The following is a 19,516-nucleotide window of genomic DNA, read 5'->3' as shown; positions in this document are numbered from 1 at the left end:
CCCACGCCGCGTTGCAACCAGAGCGAACTTAAGCCCGCACTGGAAAGTCTGGTTTCGACTTTGGGATAAAATGTGGCGACGCGGGAAAAACACAAGCTTAGATTTTGCGGGTGAATGTCTGGCTTCGTGGCCTCCCTCGCGCCTTCGCAAAGTCAAGTAGCTGAAATAGATGTGTTTTTTGTAATTTCAGCTATCGTTAAAAATCGCTGAAGCGTGTGAATTTGTCATTTGTCGTGATGCTGCGCCGCAAAAACAATGGTTTCACGCCCCACCGCCATAGACGAATTCGCCGCAGCGATGGCCGGTTAACGGCGGAAATGAGGCGCGTTTTGCAGGCGTGACGTTAACCTTGGGTTGCGTTCTCCCGCATTCGCCGCGATTTCACCATGCCGAGGATCTTCTTCAACAGCGTGCGTTCCGTGAGCAGGATCAGCACGCCATAGATGACGCCGCCAACTGCCGCTCCCACGAGGACCTGAACGGTCGCATTGGGGATACGGTCTGCAAGGACGTGAAGCAGGTAACGCACCGAAACCGCCATCACCAGTGCTGCAATCATGGGTCTGCTGCTGATGTAGAGACCGCTAAAAAAGGGCGTATCGCTTGCCTTGAACACGGCCCAGGAATAGGCGACGAGAGTGACCGCATTGACGATGCAAAGCCATATCATCGCATCGATCAATGTGCCGTAGACGGCGGCTGCCCAGACCGCGACGGTGGTGACGACCGCACGGATCGTCGCCGACCAGAACAGCACGCGCCCATAACCCGCGCCCTTGAGATAGGGGATGAAGGTGCTGCACGGTGTCAGAATGGCCTTTGACAGGGCAAGAAGACCGAGAACCGGCCAGGCATAGGCCCAGTTCTGTCCGAAGATCACCAGCATGGCCGGCTCGGCCACCGCCCATAGGCCGAACATCATCGGCGCAAGCAGCACGGTCAGCACCTGCGTGCTGAACATCAGCGCATCACGCCGGCGCTGCGGATCGTCCATCATTCGGCTGAAGGCGGGGAACAGAACACCCATGACGGCTGACAGCACGACCTGATTGGGAATGCTGGCAAAGCGGTTGGAGGCGGAATAGGCGCCCGCATCGGCAAGGCCGAGATGCCGGGCGATCACCACCATCGGTGACTGGAAGGTGACGAAATTGGCGATTTCCGACCCCATCAGGCCGGAACTGAAGCCGAGAAGCGGCACGAGGCGGCGCGGTTTCATGACGAAACGCGGGCAATAGCGGGAAACGGCGTAAAGCCCGACGAGCCGAATGAGGGCGGCGGCAAAAAGCTGGATGATGAGAGCCCAGACGCCGAAACCGAGAAGGGCGAGAGCGACGGCGACCACAGCCGCGATGCTTTCGGACGCCATGCTCCACAGCGCGTCCTTGCTGAAATTCATGCGCCGGGCAAGCAGCGAATAAGCGACATCGCCCGCCAGCTGCAGCGGAATGAGGAAGGCCATGATGCGCAGCAGATAGGCGCTTTCCACCGCACCCAGCAGCCCGCCGAAAAACTCCGCCCATATGTAGAGGACGGCGGCCATGGTGCAGGAAATCGCCAGATTGGCCCAGAAGACGGTATGGATCGTATCCATATCCTCTTCCTTTTCGACGATCAGCGCGGAGGTCAGCCCCGCACCGGCGATCATGGTCAGAAACTGTACAACCGTTAGTCCTACCGCCACCACACCGAATTCTTCCGGTGAAAGCAGTCGCGCGAGAATGGGAACGGTGACAAATTTAAGCCCGAATGTGCCTGTCTTTGACAGGACGCTCCAACCGACATTCGTGGTGATGGTCTTTACATTTGGAGCTGGGGGCATACAAGCATCCTGTTTCTGGAGGCCGGCGGGGAGGATCGCCGGTTGGGAGTTGCCGATACCATCGGGGCCGTTTTCAGGATCGGGCCCGACACTTCTTGATCAACGCAAGGGGCGAAACAATGGCAAGATTTACTGTCGTCATTCCCTACTACCAAAAGCAGCACGGGGTTCTTGGACGTGCACTCGCATCGGTTTTTGCGCAGACTTACCAGGATTTCGATCTTGTCATCGTCGATGACGAATCGCCGTACCCGATAGACAAGGAACTTGCGGAACTTTCGCAGGAACAGATAGACCGAATTATCGTCATCAAACAGGCCAATGCCGGCCCGGGCGGTGCGCGCAATACCGGCCTCGACAATGTTCCTGCGGGTAGCGACTACGTGGCATTTCTCGATTCGGACGACATGTGGACGCCGGATCATCTCCAGAATGCGGCCTCCGCGCTGAGGACTTTCGGTGGCGAGTGCTACTGGGCGTCCATGCAGGCAAGTGACGAATTTTATTACCATTTCGCCATTTCCGAACTGGAGAAGAACGAGGGTGCGGCACGGCTTTCGGAGCGGCCCCTGGTGATCGAACTGCCGGATCTGGCAAGTGTGATGCTGCGCAACTGGAGCTTCCTGCATCTCTCCTGCATGGTGATTGGCCGCCCCCTGTTTGAAAAGATTCGCTTCGACCCGGCGCTGAGATTGGCTGCGGAAGACGTGCTTTTTTTCTGTGATTGCATTCTCGCATCGAAGCGGACGCTTCTGTGTGACGATGCCGGCGCGATGCGCGGCATGGGCGTCAACATCTTCCACAGCATCGACAATACCTCGCCGGAATTCCTGCGCCAGCAGTTCAATACCTGGGTGGCGCTCGATACTCTGGAGGGTAGATTTGCGCGGCGGCCGGCCGATGTGGCCTCCATTGCTTCCTATAAAAACACGGCGCGCAAACAGGCGCTGTGGAGCCAGGCGGGCAATCTGAAACGGCGCAAGGTGCCCGAATTCGGGCTGCTTCTGAAGTGGGCGATGCGCGATCCGGCACTTCTGCGTGCCGCTTTCGAGCTTGGCGCAGGAAAAATCGTGCGAACAAGGTGAGCGAATTTTCGCCCGTAAGAATTTATATGTTTTTCACCCAGGAGTGACCTCATGAAACCTTACCACTGGGAATCGCATCACGGCAATTTCGGTGATGATCTCAATCTGTGGCTGTGGGATTTTCTGCTCCCCGGTCTGCGCGACGTGCATGAAGATGTGATGCTTGTCGGCGTCGGCACCGTTCTCAATGATGTCCTGTTGCCCGCAAAACAGCGCAAGCTGGTCATCGGTAGCGGTTATGGCTATGGCGCAGTGCCTGACATCAGCACCGAGTTCTGGGATATACGCTGCGTGCGCGGCGAAAAAACCGCGGCCAAGCTCGGGCTCGCGGCCGAAAAGGGCATTGTCGATCCCGCCGTCATGGTAACCGAGATGGCTGATTTCAAAGGCCTGCCGAAGCTCTACAAGAAGACCTTCGTGCCCCATTGGGAATCGGCGGAATTCGGCATGTGGGAAACGGTCTGTGAGCCGGCCGGGCTGACTTATCTCGACCCGCGCGGCGAGGCCAAGTCGGTCATCCGCGCCATCGCCCAGTCGGAATTCATCGTCGCGGAATCCATGCATGGCGCAATTCTCGCCGATGCGTTCCGCGTGCCATGGGTGGCAGTCACCACATCTCCCTCGATCAACAGCTTCAAATGGAGCGATTGGGCAGGCACCGTCGGTGTGGAATATCAGCCGCGTTACGTGCCGGTTTCGACCCGTGCCGAGGCAGCAAAAAAGGGCTCGCGTTTCTGGGGCATGAGTTTCCCGCCGCCGCCAGCCCCAGCCATCGCCGAGACCGGTCCTGTTCCGGCGCATCATGAGGGTGATGTGCTGGTGCGGCCGCAGGAAACGCAATCACGTTCGTTGCGCAAACTGGCCAAGCAGGTGCTGGCCGCCCCTTCCACACTGGCGCTCTGGCAGGCAAGCCGTGCCGAGCCGCGTCTCAGCCCGGATGGCAGGCTGGAAGAGCGCAAGGAGCGTTTTTCCGCCGTGCTGGAAACGATCAAGCGAGATTATCTTTGAGGGCGGAAGCAACGGGTGCGGCGGGGAATTTTCTGCCGCTCCCAACCTAAGGATACTATCCTCTAATCTCTCTGCCGTCATGCTCGGGCTTGTCCCGAGCATCTGCAACCGTTTGATTTTACGATAGGTGGTTGGATCCTCGGGACAGGCCCGAGGATGACGACGGAGCGTTGGGCAAAGTTGTCTCCCCTAATCCCGCGCCTTTTCCCTCACGAAACCGGCGTACCGTCGAGAAGGTAGCGAACATCCCGTACCGGCTGCACCGGTTTGCGGAAACGGGCGGTCTTGTCGGTCCAGATGCCGTGCGTGATGGCGGGCAGGGCAGGCAGGCGCGACAGGGCGTGGGTCAGCGCGCCGCCCATACCTTTCTGCTTTTTCGCATCCAGAAAATGGCGGAGTTCGAATTTGGCGCGGACATGTTTTTCGTGCTCGCGCAGGATCGCCGTCTCACCGGCGGAAAGCGTGCAGCCGGCGAGAATGGCATTGTCCGCTTCGTATAGACGTCGAAGGTCCTCGGTGCTGTGACGCCCGCTCAGCGAATTGCCGCGAACGATCGCGCCGTAACCGCAATGGCGGATGACCTTGTAGCGGGCGCCGGCGGCAAGTGCGCGCACGTAAAGCTCATAATCTTCACCGAGCCGTAGAGCCTCGTCATAACGCAATGCATGTTTGTCCAGAAAAGCGCGGCGTATCACTGGCTTGAGAAAGCCTGTCTCTCCGCGCTCGACCCCGGGTCTGGAAATGTTGCCTTCCACGAATTCCGTCAGCGATAGAAAACGTGCCTGCGGTTCGAAGCGGGCAGGCTGCATGGAGGATGCCCCCGCAACCGATTGCTGGATGAAGGCGATATTGTCGGCCACAAGGTCCCAGTCATCATCGGCGAGCATGGCTGCAAAACGACCCCTGAAAAAGAAGTCGTCCGCATCGAGAATACTGATGAGCGGCGAAGATGAAATCGAGATCGCGTGATTGCGGGCAGCCGAGGGGCCGCGGTTGATCTCGAACCGCACCACACGCAAACGGCCCGTGCCGTCATCCGCCGCATGCGCCACGTCGCTCGTCGCATCGGTGGAGCCATCGTCAATCACCACCACTTCGGCGACCTCCGGTTCCACGAGGGCGGAGCGGATGGCGATATCGATCGTTTCGGATGCGTTTTTTGCAGCGATGATGACGCAAATGGGCTGTGAACCGCTCACCATGAAATGTCCTTCTGCTGTGACGAACCGTCAGGATTTGGCCAGCAGAAAGTGTCAGGGGTGAGGATGCAAGTGATTTTTTTGCGGCGCAATAAAAGAATCTGCGTGGAAGGTCACATATCGGTCAGTTTCGCGCCGTGCGGCGGGGCACTGCTTGCGCTATCCGCTGTCACATTCTCGGCGCCGCGATCGCGCAGAAAAGTTTCGCGCATGCGGCGCTTCTCGCGGGCGACGAGGACCAGAATTGCAATAAAATAACCGGTTTGCAGAATGACGGCGCAGATGAGGGTCTGGATAAACGCCGTATAGAACGACCCGTGAATGAAATATGTGGCAACCGCAAAGATAAGCAACGCACCGATCATGCTGAAAAAAACACGAGGTGCATACATGGTGCTCTCCTCCCGAGAACGACTTCTCCATTTTTGGCTGCGCTGCGGCATTTTTTTTCTTTGCAAGAAATATACGATGAGACCGGTGTTGTTTCAACACACATATACTTCTTCTATCTGCCATGGCATGAAATTTCGGTAATCTTGATTGGTAAATTCCTCGGTAATCGGCGATTTGCCCGCATCGTGCCGGCCTAAAACATGGGGTTCGGCCCGCCGTCCGTCGTAAAACCAGCCTTCTCCCTTCCTCTGCAGACTTCGTTAACCATCTCACCTTTAAAAAAGTCGGTATTGATTCCTCAGACAGAGCAGGGTGCCCGCGTGACGACGAGTTCAGAAGTAATCGCCTTTCCGGCAAAGAACCGTATTGCCGACGTAAAACGGTGTGCAACCATGCTCGACCAGCTGCATGGTGTGGAGGCGAACGACTTCTGGCGCAGGGAGTGCCGTGAACTGGCGGCCTATCTGACGGGCCTTGGCTATGACGACGCGGCCATGCGGCGTGAGGTCATGGAGTTTCAGAATGCGGTGCAGGCGGAATTGTGGGCGGGCGATGCCGCACCCGAGGCCCGTCGCGACAGCCATTGAGGCCCTCGCATTTCCTCATAAAAAAAGCCGGCAGTGTCGCACCGCCGGCTTTTTTGTTTATGCGTGTTTGATCAGGAAGCGCTGGCGCCGCGTGTGCGGGCAACGCCATCCAGCGCGGGCTTGTATTTAGGATCGAGCCGGGCCGCGTGTCCATAGGACTTGGCGGCCTTGGCCATCTCGCCGCGTCGCTCATAGACCAGCGCCTGGTTCGCCCAGGATTCCGCGATGTTGCCGTCGAGCGAAATGGCGTGGTTGAAATCGGCGAAGGCGTTTTCATCGTCGTTCAGCGCGACATAGGAAAGACCGCGACCATTATAGGGCTCCGGCGAGGTCGAGGAGAGCGAGATGGCCTTGGAGAAGTCCTCGATTGCCTGGGCGTGCTGGTTGCGCAGCTGGTAGATCAGGCCGCGATTGTGCCATGCACGTCCATCGGTGGTTTCCAGCTCGATGGCGCGGGAGAAATCGTTAAAAGCCTCGTTCACGCGTCCGGACTGACGGTAAAGATTGCCGCGGCCGATCAGCGCCACGTCATAGCTCGGATTGATCTGCAGGGCCGCATTATAGTCCTGCAGGGCCTGCTGCTGCTGGCCGGAATTGCGGTAGACCAGCGCGCGGTTGGCATAGGCTTGATAAAAGCGCGGGTTAAGCTGCAGCGCCTTGTTGAAATCCTCGATGGCGCGGCGGGAATCACCGGCGCGGCCGTAAGCCGAGCCACGGACATTGTAGCCCTCGGGATCCTGCGGATTGGCGTTGATGACCGAGGTGAGCGAGGCGATGTTTTCCTGCGAGCCCTGGGCGCGGTCGATCCTGAAGACATCATCCGTCTGGTTGGACGTCGCGCAACCGGAAAGTCCGGCAAGAACGGTGCAGACGACAAGGGAAAGATGAAGCCGCTTGTTGTTTCTCAGCGGTACCCGGCGCGTGGAGGCATCGGAGTTGTTTACAACACAGGCATCAACAGCGGTCATTCGGTGTGGGTTCCCTCGCAGGCCGGTCTCATAATCGTTGTCCCACGATCGGTCTCCGGCCACAAACACAAAGAGCGGCGGCGAATAGATCGCCCCCGCCCAACAAGCATTCAAAAACGTCCAAAAGACGGCCTATTAACGGCCTGCGCGCGGGGCCGCAACCAGACCTTCGCGCTGCGCACGCTTGCGTGCCAGCTTGCGAACGCGGCGAACGGCTTCAGCCTTTTCGCGAGCGCGCTTCTGGGAAGGCTTTTCGTAATAATCGCGCATCTTCATTTCACGGAAAATGCCTTCGCGCTGCATCTTTTTCTTGAGAGCGCGAAGCGCCTGATCAACGTTATTGTCGCGGACTAGTACCTGCACGTGAATCCCGTTCCTTTTATCTGGTTATCTTGCTGCGCGAATAAAGGCATTCGCGCGCAAACACAAAATCGTTCGCTAGGCCGTTTTGGCCGTGCGATTGGTGACGTGCATTATCAGATCATTTGCGGCAAGTCCAGCCGGTAACCCGCAAACAACCGCTAAAATGCGACCGTCCCGTCTTTCTTCCCGTCATGTCAAAACAAAACCATCGCCGCGTCGCAAAAGGGATATTGCCTCCGGTCCCGATTTGCCATGTGTATTGTACGTGCCGGCGCCGTGATGTCCGGCTTCTGGCCGGTTCTTGAGGAGCAGACAGCGAATGCGCAAATATTCCGTTTTTGCCGTGGCGCGCGAGGCGTTGCGGGGTCATAAAGGGTGGGATGCGCAATGGGCGTCGCCCGAGCCGCGCAAGGACTATGACGTCATCATCATCGGCGGCGGCGGCCACGGTCTTGGAGCCGCTTATTATCTTGCCAAGGAACATGGCATCACCAATGTCGCGGTGCTGGAAAAGGGCTGGCTCGGCGGCGGCAACACCGGCCGCAACACCACCATCATCCGCTCTAATTATCTCTATGAAGAGAGCATGGATATCTACGAGCATTCCCTGAAACTGTGGGAAGGCCTGAGCCAGGATCTCAATTACAACGTCATGTATTCGGCGCGCGGCGTGATGATGCTGTCGCACAATATTCATGACCGGCAATCCTTCAGCCGGCACATCAACGCAAACCGCCTTTATGGCATCGACAATGAATGGCTGACGCCCGAACAGGCAAAAGCATATTGTCCGCCGCTCGATATTTCCGGCAATGCCCGTTATCCGATCAATGGCGCCGCGCTCCAGCGTCGCGGCGGCACGGCGCGCCATGATGCGGTCGCCTGGGGATACGCGCGGGCGGCCTCGGATCGCGGCGTGCACATCATCCAGAATTGCGAGGTCACGGCCATCAGGCGCGGGCCGGACGGTGCGGTGACGGGTGTTGAAACCAATCGCGGTTTCATCGGCGCGAAGAAGATCGGCGTTTCCGCCGCCGGTCACTCCTCCATCGTGATGAAGATGGCGGATGTGCGCGTACCCCTGCATTCCAACCCGCTGCAGGCGCTGGTGTCGGAACCGCTGAAGCCGATCTTCCCCTGTGTGGTGATGTCCAACACGGTCCACGCCTATATTTCGCAATCCGACAAGGGCGAGTTGGTCATCGGCGCGGGCACCGACCAATACAACTCCTATTCCCAGACCGGCGGCCTGCAGATCATCACCCATACGCTGGATGCAATCTGCGAGCTCTTCCCGATCTTCCGCCGCGTCAAGATGATGCGGCAATGGGGCGGCATCACCGACAACACGCCGGATCGTTCCGCCATCCAGAGCGTGACGCCGGTGCCCAATCTCTTCGTCAATTGCGGCTGGGGAACGGGTGGTTTCAAGGCGACGCCGGGCTCCGCCAACCTGTTTGCGCATCTGATCGCCCGTGGCGAGCCGCATCGTCTGGCGGCCGGTCTGACACTCGACCGCTTCCGCACCGGACGTCTGATCGATGAGGCCGCCGCTGCCGCGGTGGCGCATTGATGCTGGCGGCGGCTTTGGTTGCGGCCAACATGTCGGGTGCGGCGGCCGTCGTGCCCGCAGGCAGCTTCGTTCCCGAGGCGGACGATTTTCGCAGCCAGCAAATCCGCAGGATGCAGGGTGAACGCGACTGGCCCTTCGTGGCGGAAAAAGGCCTGCTTCTCTGCGCGCCAAGCCTGATGGAGAAGCTCGTCTATTTCGTCGGCGAGAAGGAGAATGGCGAACAGGACGAACCCTTCGCGATCGACACCGACATGATGGCGGTTGCCATCATCAATATGGGTCGGGCCTCGGCGCTGAAACCATTCGATAATTTCGAGCAGCTCTTGAAGCGGCTTTCCCCCTTCGTTGCGATGGGAAAGCGGCTGTGTGACCAACCCGCCGGAAGCATGCTTCCGGAAAGTTCTCTTTGAAGGTGGAGCGACGATGCTTCTGATCCATTGCCCCTATTGCCGGGAAGACCGTTCCGAACTCGAATTCCGCTGGGCGGGTGAAGCCCATATCGCGAGACCGGAAAACATCGCCGATATTTCTGACGAGGCCTTCGCCGAATATTTCTTCATCCGCGACAATGACAAGGGTCTCGTTTTCGAGCGCTGGCGTCACATTCACGGTTGCGGCCGGTTCTTTAACGCCGCCCGCGATTCCGTCAGCGATAAATTTTTGATGACCTACAAGGCAGGCGAACCGAAGCCGGATGTCGAGACGGTTCTTTCCGGAGAGAAGGGAGAGGCGCAATGAGCGGCGCTTATCGCATCAAGGGCGCTGGCCGCCTGACACCCGCCAGAACCGCGCGTTTCACCTTCGACGGCAAGATCTATCAGGCGCTGGAAGGCGACACGGTCGCATCCGCGCTTCTGGCAAACGGTGTGCATCTGATCGGTCGTTCGTTCAAATATCACCGGCCGCGCGGCTTTCTCTCCGCAGGTCCGGAAGAGCCGAATGCGCTGATCGACGTCTCGCGTGACAGCATGCGCAAGCAACCGAATGTCCGCGCCACGGTGCAGGATGTGTTCGACGGCGCGATCATCGCCTCACAGAACCGCTTTCCGTCGCTGTCCTTCGATATCAGCGCGATCAACGATTTCCTGTCGCCGATGTTTGCGGCCGGCTTCTACTACAAAACTTTCATGTGGCCGAAGGCCGCCTGGCATAAAATCTATGAACCGATCATCCGCCGCGCCGCCGGTCTAGGCAAGGCGCCGAGCGAGCCGGATGCGGACCACTATTCCGGCCGATACGCCCATTGCGACGTGCTGGTGGCCGGCGGCGGCGTTGCCGGTCTGACGGCAGCTCTCACTGCTGCGAAAACTGGCGCCAGCGTCATTCTGGTTGATGAGAATGCCGAAGTTGGCGGCGCGTTGCGTTTCGATACCGGCACGGTCATAGACGGCCTGCCCGGCTATGACTGGGCGCAAAAGGTTCTGGCCGAGCTCAAATCCCTGCCCAATGTGCGTGTTCTGACCCGCACCACGGCCTTCGGTTATTACAACCATAATTTCGTGGCGCTCGCGGAGCGCGTGACCGATCACCTCGCCACGCCGGCCAGACACCAGCCGCGCGAGAGACTGTGGCAGGTCCGCGCCGGGAAGGTCGTCCTGGCGGCAGGTGCGATCGAGCGCCATATGGTCTTTGCCAATAATGACCGTCCCGGCATCATGCTGGCCTCTGCCGCCCGTATCTATCTCAACCACTATGGCGTGAGCGTCGGCAATAATGTCGGCGTCTATACCGCCCATGATTCCGCTTATGAAACGGCATTCGATCTGAAAAAGGCAGGCGTGAAGATCGCCGCCATCGTCGATTGCCGCGAGAACCCTGATGCACGGCTGCTGGACGAGGCGCGGGCTCTGGGCATTGAAGTGCTGGCCGGCCATAGTGTTTACGACACGGCGGGACGCCTGCGCGTTTCTTCCATGACCGTTGGCCGCAATGGCGGCTCGAACAAGCGCAAGATCGCCATCGATGCGCTCGTCGTTTCGGCCGGTTGGACGCCTTCGGTGCATCTCTTTTCGCAATCGCGCGGCAAACTGAAGTTTGACGCGGCTAACCAGCGCTTCCTGCCGGATATCCATGTGCAGAATTGTGTGTCCGTCGGCGCCTGCAACGGCACGGACGATCTCACCGCATTGATTGCCGAGGCTGCCGCTGCTGGCGGTGGCGCCGTGGAGTTTTCCGGCGAGAATGCGCGGGCCTGGACCGGCGGCATGATCGGCGCTGCCGAAGGGGCAGGCGAGGGCACGGGCGTCAAGGCCTTCATCGATTTCCAGCACGATGTCTGCGCCAAGGATATTCGCCTTGCCGTGCGCGAGGGCATGCACTCCGTCGAACATATCAAGCGCTTTACCACCAATGGCATGGCGTCCGATCAGGGCAAGATGTCCAACATGCACGGTCTTGCCATCGCCTCTGAAGCGCTTGGGCGGGATCTGCCGAAGGTCGGTCTCACCACCTTCCGCCAGCCCTATACGCCGGTCACCTTTGGCACGCTCATCAACCATTCACGCGGCGCGCTGTTCGATCCGGCCCGCAAGACGCCAATGCATGAGGAAGAGCTGGCTGCCGGTGCGGTCTTCGAGGATGTCGGCAACTGGAAGCGTGCATGGTTCTTCCCGCGCCCGGGTGAGGACATGCACGAGGCCATCAACCGCGAATGCAAAACGGTTCGGACAAGCGTCGGCGTGTTCGATGCCTCGACACTCGGCAAGATCGAGGTTGTCGGACCGGATGCGGCGAGGTTCCTGAACCTCATCTACACCAATGCCTGGGATACGCTGAAACCTGGCCGCTGCCGTTACGGTATCATGACCCGCGAGGATGGTTTCGTTTATGATGACGGCGTTGTCGGGCGTCTCGCCGAGGATCGTTTCCATGTGACGACGACGACGGGCGGTGCGCCGCGCGTGCTGCAGCATATGGAGGATTATCTCCAGACCGAATTCCCCGATCTCAACGTCTGGCTGACATCGGCCACCGAACAATGGGCGGTGATTGCCGTGCAGGGACCGAAGGCGCGCGAGGTGATTGCGCCCTTCGTCGAGGGTATCGACCTTTCCCCGGAGGCCTTCCCGCATATGGCGGTGGCCGAAGGCACCTTCTGCGGCGTGCCGACGCGGCTTTTCCGCGTGTCCTTCACCGGCGAACTGGGTTTCGAAATCAACGTTCCGGCCGATTACGGCGCGGCCGTCTGGACCGCGATCCGCGAAAGGGCCGAAGCCGTGGGCGGTTGCCTTTATGGTACCGAGACCATGCACATATTGCGTGCGGAAAAGGGCTACATCATCGTCGGGCAGGATACCGATGGCACGGTGACGCCTGATGATGCCGGGCTCGCCTGGGCGGTTTCGAAAAAGAAGACGGATTTCGTCGGTATCCGCGGTCTGAAGCGCCCGGATCTGATGCGCTCCGGCCGCAAGCAGCTTGTGGGCCTGAAGACAAAGGACCGGCTGACCGTTCCCGAAGAAGGCGGCCAGATCGTTGTCGATCCGAACCAGCCGAAACCCATGACCATGCTCGGCCATGTCACATCCGCCTACTGGTCGGAAAATCTCGGCCACTCCATTGCATTTGCGCTGGTGGCTGATGGCAGGGCGCGCATGGGCGAAACGCTCTATATACCGCTCGCCGATAAAACCATTGCCGTCGAAGTGACCGACATGGTCTTCCTCGACAAGGAAGGAGCCCGTCTCAATGGCTGACACGCTTCACGCAAAACGCAAATCCGTCCTTGAGGATTTCCACGGCGGCTCGCCCTTCGTCTCGCTGAAACCGGCCGCTTCCGCCTCGCGGCTATCACTCCGGGCACGGGAAAGCGCCGTGCCGGCCCTGTCAGAGGCGCTCGGCCTTGCCTTGCCCACCAGCCCGAAAGCCTCGGTAACATCAGGCCTGCGTTCCGCTCTCTGGCTCGGTCCGGATGAATGGCTGGTGATCGATCAGGGCGAAAGCGACCTGATGGCGGCCTTCGCCGGCGTTTCCGGCCTGTTTTCGGCAACCGACATCTCCCACCGCAACACGGCCGTCATCGTCTCCGGTCCCGGCGCTGAGGCGGCGCTCAATGCCGGTTGCCCGCAGGAACTATCGCTCGAAAAATTCCCGGTGGGAGCCTGCTCGCGCACGGTTTTCGGCAAGGCGGAAGTCGTGCTGCTGCGCGTGGCTGACGATACGTTCCGGGTGGAGTGCTGGCGCTCCTTCGCCGAATATGTCGGCGGCCTGCTACAGGAGGCGGCGCAGGACGTGGCGGTTTAAGCCGCCGCCCACCTTGCCTAGGCCCTGTTCTTCCATCCCCGCCATTCCACCCATCGCCCATGGAAATCGGCACGGCCGATTTCCTGCTTTTCGCCGGTCGGCCAGATTTGCAGGGTAATGGCGGCGCCTCCCGGTGTCGCATCCGCTTCCATCTGCAGCCGGGCAAGCGGAGCGTCCGGCGTGGCATGGGCGCCTGCTTCGGCAATCAGTGTCTCGCCTGTCTGTTTCAAGGCGTCCGGCAGATATTGCCAAGCGATGGAATGATAGACGACATGGGCAGCACCCGGATGTTGCGTGGCAAGGCGGCGCTTCAGCCAGTCGATTGCGTCGGCCTTTTCGACATGCAAACCCTTTTCCACAGCAATCCGCAGGGCAGCCGCCGTCCGCTCCAGCCTGTCGGTCTGATCGGCCCATACATAGGAGATTAGCCGCAGACGGTCCTCGATTGAGGACGGGTCGAGCGGGTTGAGATCGCAGCCGGCGCGCTCGATGATCTCAATTGGCGTATTGGGCGGCGCGTTTCCGCGCCATTCCGGCGACATGAAGACCTCGGATTGTTCGCCCCAGGCAAGATCGCCAAGGCGATATTGGTAACGGTCAAATTGCAGGTTGAGGCCGGCGCTCGCACCGACCTCGGAAAGAACCAGTGGTTTGCCGGTAAGCTCTGCCAGTGTGAGAAAGCCCGGCAACAGCACGGCGGAACGGCGGACTTCATTGGTTTGCGGCGGTGATTTCAGCCTTTCAAGGATGAAGGCTGCATGGAAACGCAGGGCGTCTGTGCAGGCTTGCCAGAGTGCATCTTCGTTTTCTGGCGCAATATCGACCAGCGGCGCGATTTTGTCCTCGATGACAAGCGCATGTAGCGCGCCGGCGAGCCGCAGGGGTGCGGAATCACCGGACGGGCCGACATCGCCGGGCCAGGACAAAATCCTCTCGCCAACCTCCGTCTGTCGGTCCAGCCGTGTCGCCACCGCGCGGCATAGCCGCGCGGTAAAGGGCGAGCCGAGGCTGTCGCAGGCTCTTGCCTGAGCGAGAAACGCATTCCTTACGGCTTCGTCATGCATTTGGCCGTCTCCTTTGCGCAGTCCGGTGTTAATTTGCCCGGCCGGCCTCGCCATTGACGAGGGCTTGATCATCAAAACCAAAATTTCGCATCAGCGCACGGTGTTCGTCTGATCCAAGATAGCGAAGGAGCGCCGCATCGACAGCGCTCTGGAGTTTCCGGTCTGACTGGCGGAAAGCAAATGCGCCCGGGGCCGCTGGTCGTTCTTTCGGTGAAACGGTGACAATCTCCAGATCCAGCTCTGGATTTTGCTGCAGAAAACCGAGATGCGCCATGGCGACGCTGGCATAGGCATCGGCGCGGCCGTCGAGGACAGCTTGAGCGGCTTCGTCGTAGGTCTCGCAGATGAGAATGTGGTCATCGGCGACGCCCGCTTCCATAATCACACGATGTTGGATCTGATTCCGGATCGCGACCAGCGTAGTCTCGTGATTTTTCGCTGCCGAGGCGTATCCGGCCAGATTTCCCGGGTTACCCTTCCTCACGAGAAGTCCGTCCGGCAACGCCCAGATGGGACAGCTGAATGCAACGATCTTTCTGCGTTCAGCCGTATCGAAGAGGCCCGTGGTCATGTCCCAAAGGTTCTCGTTCAGGCCGGGCAACAATTGCGAGAATTCGGCTTCGATGAATTCAACGTCGCGAATACCGATCATGGCCAGAATAACCCGCGCCAACTCCACATCGCACCCGGTAACATCACCGGTCTCGTTCCTGTAGTTGAACGGAGGTTCTATCAAATATGCGAATCTCACAGACACTCCGATCTCAAATTGGGATTTACTTCGCCATCAGGCGTCTTGTGGCCTGTCCTCGGGGTTGAACTGGGTAATGGTCGTCCAGCGGGCGGTGAGCGCCGGTTTCTTCTCGTTTTCGATCTCCACCGTCACATCATAGGTCGTCACCAGCATGGCGGCGCCGCGAAAACGCGCCTCGGCCAAGATGAAACGACCACGCACCCGTGCTCCGCTTTTGACCGGCGTGACGAAGCGAACGGCGTCAAAGCCGTAATTGATGCCCATGGTCGTTTCGCGAATGCGGGGCAGGGCATCGTAATTCAGAGCCGAAAGCAGCGAGAGTGTGAGGAACCCATGCGCGATGGTGCCGCCAAAGGGGCTTTCCGCCTTGGCGCGCTCCGGGTCTGTGTGGATGAACTGATCGTCCAGCGTCGCTTTTGCGAAGGCGTTTATCATCGACTGATCGACCGTGATCCAGTCGGAAATGCCCAGTTCCGTGCCGACGAAATTTTTCATTTCCGCCAGCGCTATGTCCTTTGCCATGTTACCTCTTCTGGGTTGCCTCGCGGCACTTATAAAGGTGCCGGGGCCAAGCGATCAACCGCGCAGATAAAACACCACCGATCGGGCTGGCAGAAAGGCGGGATTGCCGAAATTCGTGCCGATCGCGCGCCAGTCGTCGCCCGGCAGGGTGAATGGCACGATCTCGCGGCTGCGATTGATGAGCACCGCAAGCTCGGCATCGTTTCCGGTCTCATCATCAGGGGTGGCAAGCACCATGGCGAAGGCCGGCCCGTCCGGCCTTTCCCATTCTTCCACGGTCATCGGTTTACCGCCGGGGGCAAGCCAGGTCACGTCGCCATTGCCGGAGAAAAAGCTGGTTTGAGAAAAGACGCCGAAGCGTTTGCGAAGTGCTGCAAGAAACGCGGTGTGATCGATCAGTTCGGGCAGGAGCGATGACCAGTCGACCCAGGTAATGTCATTGTCCTGGCAATAGGCATTGTTGTTGCCTTGTTGGCTGCGGCCGCCCTCATCGCCGGCGGTCAGCATCAATGCGCCGCGGCTGACGAAGAGCGTGGACAGCATTGCTTTCACATCTGCGATACGGGCGGCAACAATGGCGGGATCATCGGTCAGGCCCTCGAAGCCATTGTTCCAGGAATGATTTTCATTATGGCCGTCGCGATTGTTCTCGCCGTTTTTATCATTGTGCTTGTGTTCGTGGCTGACGAGATCGAACAGCGTGAAACCATCATGGGCGGCAAGGAAATTGACGCTGCGGCTGTTTAAGCGGCCATGGCGGGAAAAGATCGGCGAGGAGCCGGAGAGCGCATTGGCCAGCGCGCCGGTCGTTCCCGCATCGCCGCGCCAGAACCGGCGCATGTCGTCACGGGTGCGGTCGTTCCACTCCAGAAAGCTCTCGGGGAAATTGCCGAGCTGATAGCCGCCGGGGCCGATGTCCCACGGCTCGGCGATCAGCACGCGGTCATGAAGCACGGGGTCTGAATGCATGGCCTCGAGCGTCGCGCTCGCCATGTCGAAGCCATCGGCCGTTCTTCCGAGCACCGGCGCGAGATCGAAGCGGAAGCCATCGATACCGGCATTCAGAACGAAATGCTTGAGCGAATCGATGATGAGCTGGCGTACATAGGGATGATCGCAGGCGACTGTGTTCCCAGTGCCGGTGTCGTTGATCAGCACACCCGGCTCTCCCGGTGGGTGACGGAAGGCGGTCAGATTATCCAGCCCGCGTAGCGACAGGATGGAGCCGTCAATGTCGCTTTCACCGGTATGGTTGAAGACCAGATCGAGAATGACGCCGATGCCCTGCGCATGCAGCGCGGCAACCGTGTCGCGCAACTCCCGCACCCCGCCGGGGCAGAGGCGTGGATCAAGCGCCATGAAGCCGACCGGATTGTAGCCCCATGCATTGGAAAGGCCGAGCGGCGGCAGGTGGCGTTCGTCGATCCATGCGGTAATCGGCATCAGCTCCACCGCATCGACGCCGATTTTTTTCAGGTGCGCGAGAATGGCGGGATGGGCGAGCGCCGCCACGGTGCCGCGCAACTCTTCCGGCACTTGCGGATGTAATCTGGTGAAGGATTTGACCGAAAGTTCGTAAATCAGCCCGCCTTCGGCAAAAAGCGGCGGCTGGCGCTTGAGCGGCTCGTACTCTGAAAGGATCGCCTTCGGCATGACAGCGCCCGTGTCCTCGCCAAAGGCATAGAGCGCCGGATCATGCCGGAACGGCCGGTCTATCTGTGTTGCATAGGGATCGAGCAGCAGTTTTGAGGGATCGAACCACAGACCATGCTCGGGAGCGTAAATCCCGTGGGCGCGGTAGCCGTATCGTGTGCCGGGGCCGGCCTCTGTGACCGTCAGCCGGTGAATGTCATCCTCACCGCGCGACATCGGCAAGCGGGCTGTCTCTTTTTCGCCCGTTCCATCGAAAAGACAAAGGTCGATTGCGGAGGCGTGCCGGGAATAGACCGTGAATTCCGTGCCGTTTTCCGTCTGGGTTGCGCCTTTGGGGAAAACGGATGGTGTCTGCATGGTCTGTCTCTCCGGGGGATGGTTTTTCTCCTCCGCAAAGGAAGAAGGCGGTCCGCGGGTATCACGAGATGGCCTTCCGGCCATCTCAGAGTTTTAGAGGTGTTAAAACCTCTCTTCCGTCATCCTCGGGCTAGACCCAAGGATCCATAACCCGCTGAAATCGTGGATCCTCGGGTCAAGCCCGAGGATGACGTTGAGTGTGGTGAGGTTCTCTACCCCATCAGGTGGCCTCGCGGCCACCCCTCGCTTTTTGTATCCTGTGCCGTATCCAGCGGTCAGGAGCGCGGCGCCAGCCTTTAGGTAATGACGCTCGGCGCATTCCGGCCGGTATGGGCTTTGATACCGGCGATCGTATCGGCAACGGAAATCAGGTCGGCGAGTGCCTCCTGCGTCTCGATGCCGTGACGGCCCGCATCTGCCTCATAACGTTCGACGTAAAGCCTGAGCGTTGCGCCCGCCGTGCCGGTGCCGGAAAGGCGCAGCACGATGCGTGAACCGCCCTCGAACAGGATGCGGATGCCCTGATTCTTGCTGACGGACTGATCGACCGGATCGATATAGGCGAAATCATCCGCCGCCGCGACCTTCAGGTTGCCGTAGCTGGTGCCGGGAAGCGTGGCGAGTTTTTCGCGCAGGGTGGCCACCAGCGTGTTGGCGGCGTCGGAATCCACTTCCTCATAGTCGTGGCGGGAATAATAGTTGCGGCCATATTCGGCCCAGTGCCTGGTGACGATGTCCTTCACGCTTTCCTTGCGGGCGGCGACGATGTTCAGCCAGAACAGCACGGCCCACAGGCCATCCTTTTCACGAACGTGATTGGAGCCTGTGCCGAAGCTTTCCTCGCCGCAGATCGTCACCTTGCCGGCATCCATGAGGTTGCCGAAGAATTTCCAGCCGGTCGGCGTCTCGAACATGCCAAGCCCCAGCTTTTCGGCAACGCGGTCCGCTGCCGCACTTGTGGGCATGGAGCGGGCGATGCCGGAAATGCCGGCGGCATAACCGGGTGCGAGTTTCGCATTGGCGGCGATGATCGCCAGACTGTCGGACGGCGTGACGAACATGCCCTTGCCGACGACCATGTTGCGGTCGCCGTCGCCATCCGACGCTGCGCCGAAATCAGGACCTTCCGGGCTCATGACGTCGTCATAGAGCTCCTTGGCGTGCACAAGGTTCGGGTCGGGATGGTGGCCACCGAAATCGGGCAGGGGCGTGGCGTTGCGAACCGAGCCCTTTGGCGCGCCGAGACGCTTTTCGATGATTTCCACGGCATAGGGGCCGGTGACGGCACTCATGGAATCGATCACGACCTTGAAGCCACCGGCGATCAGGGCGCGAATGGCGGCAAAATCGAACAGTTCTTCCATCAAGGCGGCGTAGTCGGCGACCGGGTCGATCACATCGACCGTCAGCTCGTCGACCTTGAAGCTACCCACCTTGTCGAGATCGATATCGGCGGCATCCGAGATCTTGTAGCTGTCGATGACCTTCGAGCGGGCATAGATCGCATCGGTGATCTTTTCCGGTGCCGGACCGCCATTGCCGATATTGTATTTGATGCCGAAATCTTCGTTCGGGCCGCCGGGATTGTGGCTTGCGGAAAGCACGATGCCGCCGAAAGCCTTGTATTTGCGGATGATGTTGGAGGCGGCAGGCGTGGAGAGAATGCCGCCCTGACCGACCAGCACCTTGCCGAAACCGGCAGCGGCGGCCATCTTGATCGCCTTCTGGATCACTTCGCGGTTGTAATAACGGCCGTCGCCGCCGATCACCAGCGTCTGACCCTGAAAACCCTCAAGCGCGTCGAAGATCGACTGGATGAAGTTCTCGGCGTAATTTTCCTGGGCGAAGACTGGCACCTTCTTGCGCAGGCCGGATGTACCCGGCTTCTGGTCCTGATAGGGCTTCGTCTGAACAGTCTTGATCATT

Annotated in this window: 17 protein-coding genes and 1 pseudogene; 8 read left to right on the top strand and 10 right to left on the bottom strand. The window is 59.6% G+C overall.

All coding sequences use genetic code 11. The features are described 5' to 3' along the window. Positions 1-343 precede the first annotated feature (343 nt). Positions 344-1,822 carry a lipopolysaccharide biosynthesis protein gene (locus tag OK142_RS16915; RefSeq protein ID WP_003498350.1) on the bottom strand — a complete coding sequence of 493 codons (1,479 nt, stop codon included), beginning with the start codon at positions 1,820-1,822 and terminating at the stop codon, positions 344-346. Between the two features lie 119 nt (positions 1,823-1,941). Between OK142_RS16915 and OK142_RS16910 the strand changes: the two are divergent. Both OK142_RS16910 and OK142_RS16905 read left to right on the top strand, forming a co-directional pair. Then, positions 1,942-2,337 (top strand): annotated as a pseudogene (locus OK142_RS16910) (glycosyltransferase family 2 protein); the annotation flags it as partial. Positions 2,338-2,958: 621 nt separating this feature from the next. Beyond that, complete coding sequence (locus tag OK142_RS16905) at positions 2,959-3,915, top strand: polysaccharide pyruvyl transferase family protein (protein WP_498684053.1); 957 nt, start codon at positions 2,959-2,961, stop codon at positions 3,913-3,915. A 209-nt stretch (positions 3,916-4,124) separates the two neighbouring features. Here OK142_RS16905 and OK142_RS16900 read toward each other — a convergent pair whose 3' ends face one another. Continuing rightward, positions 4,125-5,117 (bottom strand): glycosyltransferase family 2 protein, encoded by a 993-nt coding sequence (locus OK142_RS16900; protein ID WP_498684051.1) that lies wholly within the window; start codon positions 5,115-5,117, stop codon positions 4,125-4,127. A gap of 110 nt (positions 5,118-5,227) precedes the next feature. After that, on the bottom strand, positions 5,228-5,506 hold the full coding sequence (locus tag OK142_RS16895; RefSeq protein WP_216333494.1) for an exopolysaccharide production repressor protein: 279 nt from the start codon (positions 5,504-5,506) through the stop codon (positions 5,228-5,230). Between the two features lie 321 nt (positions 5,507-5,827). Between OK142_RS16895 and OK142_RS16890 the strand changes: the two genes are divergently transcribed. Continuing rightward, positions 5,828-6,094: a DUF6074 family protein gene (locus OK142_RS16890; protein ID WP_137039406.1), complete on the top strand. Its 267-nt coding sequence runs from the start codon at positions 5,828-5,830 to the stop codon at positions 6,092-6,094. 71 nt (positions 6,095-6,165) lie between these two features. Here OK142_RS16890 and OK142_RS16885 read toward each other — a convergent pair whose 3' ends face one another. Further along, positions 6,166-7,062, bottom strand: coding sequence for a tetratricopeptide repeat protein (locus OK142_RS16885; protein WP_003498357.1), 897 nt, complete (start codon positions 7,060-7,062; stop codon positions 6,166-6,168). Between the two features lie 135 nt (positions 7,063-7,197). After that, positions 7,198-7,425: a 30S ribosomal protein S21 gene (rpsU, locus tag OK142_RS16880; protein ID WP_003498359.1), complete on the bottom strand. Its 228-nt coding sequence runs from the start codon at positions 7,423-7,425 to the stop codon at positions 7,198-7,200. Positions 7,426-7,744: 319 nt separating this feature from the next. Here rpsU and OK142_RS16875 point away from each other — a divergent pair, with 319 nt between their 5' ends. From OK142_RS16875 to OK142_RS16855, 5 genes are read left to right on the top strand one after another with little or no spacing between them, the layout of a single operon-like run. Next, complete coding sequence (locus OK142_RS16875; protein ID WP_003498360.1) at positions 7,745-8,998, top strand: sarcosine oxidase subunit beta family protein; 1,254 nt, start codon at positions 7,745-7,747, stop codon at positions 8,996-8,998. After that, entirely contained in the window at positions 8,998-9,408 is a 411-nt protein-coding gene (locus OK142_RS16870) for a hypothetical protein (RefSeq protein WP_313614565.1), read from the top strand. Before OK142_RS16875 ends, OK142_RS16870 begins: the two co-directional genes overlap by 1 nt. Before the next feature lie 13 nt (positions 9,409-9,421). Then, complete coding sequence (locus tag OK142_RS16865; RefSeq protein WP_137039407.1) at positions 9,422-9,736, top strand: sarcosine oxidase subunit delta; 315 nt, start codon at positions 9,422-9,424, stop codon at positions 9,734-9,736. Then, on the top strand, positions 9,733-12,693 hold the full coding sequence (locus OK142_RS16860; RefSeq protein WP_498684046.1) for a sarcosine oxidase subunit alpha: 2,961 nt from the start codon (positions 9,733-9,735) through the stop codon (positions 12,691-12,693). Before OK142_RS16865 ends, OK142_RS16860 begins: the two co-directional genes overlap by 4 nt. Then, a complete protein-coding gene (locus OK142_RS16855) occupies positions 12,686-13,240 on the top strand; it encodes a sarcosine oxidase subunit gamma (RefSeq protein ID WP_313608434.1) in 555 nt (184 codons plus the stop codon). The genes OK142_RS16860 and OK142_RS16855 overlap by 8 nt, the downstream gene beginning before the upstream one ends. A 17-nt stretch (positions 13,241-13,257) precedes the next feature. On the opposite strand, the gene OK142_RS16850 is transcribed toward OK142_RS16855, so the two are convergent. The 5 genes from OK142_RS16850 to OK142_RS16830 form a co-directional block, all read right to left on the bottom strand. Further along, entirely contained in the window at positions 13,258-14,304 is a 1,047-nt protein-coding gene (locus OK142_RS16850) for a DUF2332 domain-containing protein (RefSeq protein ID WP_498684043.1), read from the bottom strand. Positions 14,305-14,332: 28 nt separating this feature from the next. Beyond that, complete coding sequence (locus OK142_RS16845; RefSeq protein ID WP_498684041.1) at positions 14,333-15,055, bottom strand: transporter substrate-binding domain-containing protein; 723 nt, start codon at positions 15,053-15,055, stop codon at positions 14,333-14,335. 36 nt (positions 15,056-15,091) lie between these two features. Further along, the gene (locus tag OK142_RS16840) at positions 15,092-15,580 is read right to left on the bottom strand and encodes a MaoC family dehydratase (RefSeq protein WP_498684039.1); all 489 of its coding nucleotides are present in this window, start codon (positions 15,578-15,580) and stop codon (positions 15,092-15,094) included. A gap of 54 nt (positions 15,581-15,634) precedes the next feature. Then, entirely contained in the window at positions 15,635-17,590 is a 1,956-nt protein-coding gene (glgX, locus tag OK142_RS16835; protein WP_498684035.1) for a glycogen debranching protein GlgX, read from the bottom strand. Positions 17,591-17,886: 296 nt separating this feature from the next. After that, positions 17,887-19,515 carry an alpha-D-glucose phosphate-specific phosphoglucomutase gene (locus OK142_RS16830; protein WP_498684032.1) on the bottom strand — a complete coding sequence of 543 codons (1,629 nt, stop codon included), beginning with the start codon at positions 19,513-19,515 and terminating at the stop codon, positions 17,887-17,889. Position 19,516 lies beyond the last annotated feature (1 nt).

Origin of the sequence: Agrobacterium sp. BT-220-3 (assembly GCF_025910175.1) — a bacterium.
Classification (GTDB): Bacteria; Pseudomonadota; Alphaproteobacteria; order Rhizobiales; family Rhizobiaceae; genus Agrobacterium; species Agrobacterium oryzihabitans.
The sequence above is the reverse complement of the archived record's forward strand: the minus strand, read 5'-3'. Positions and strand labels throughout refer to the sequence as shown.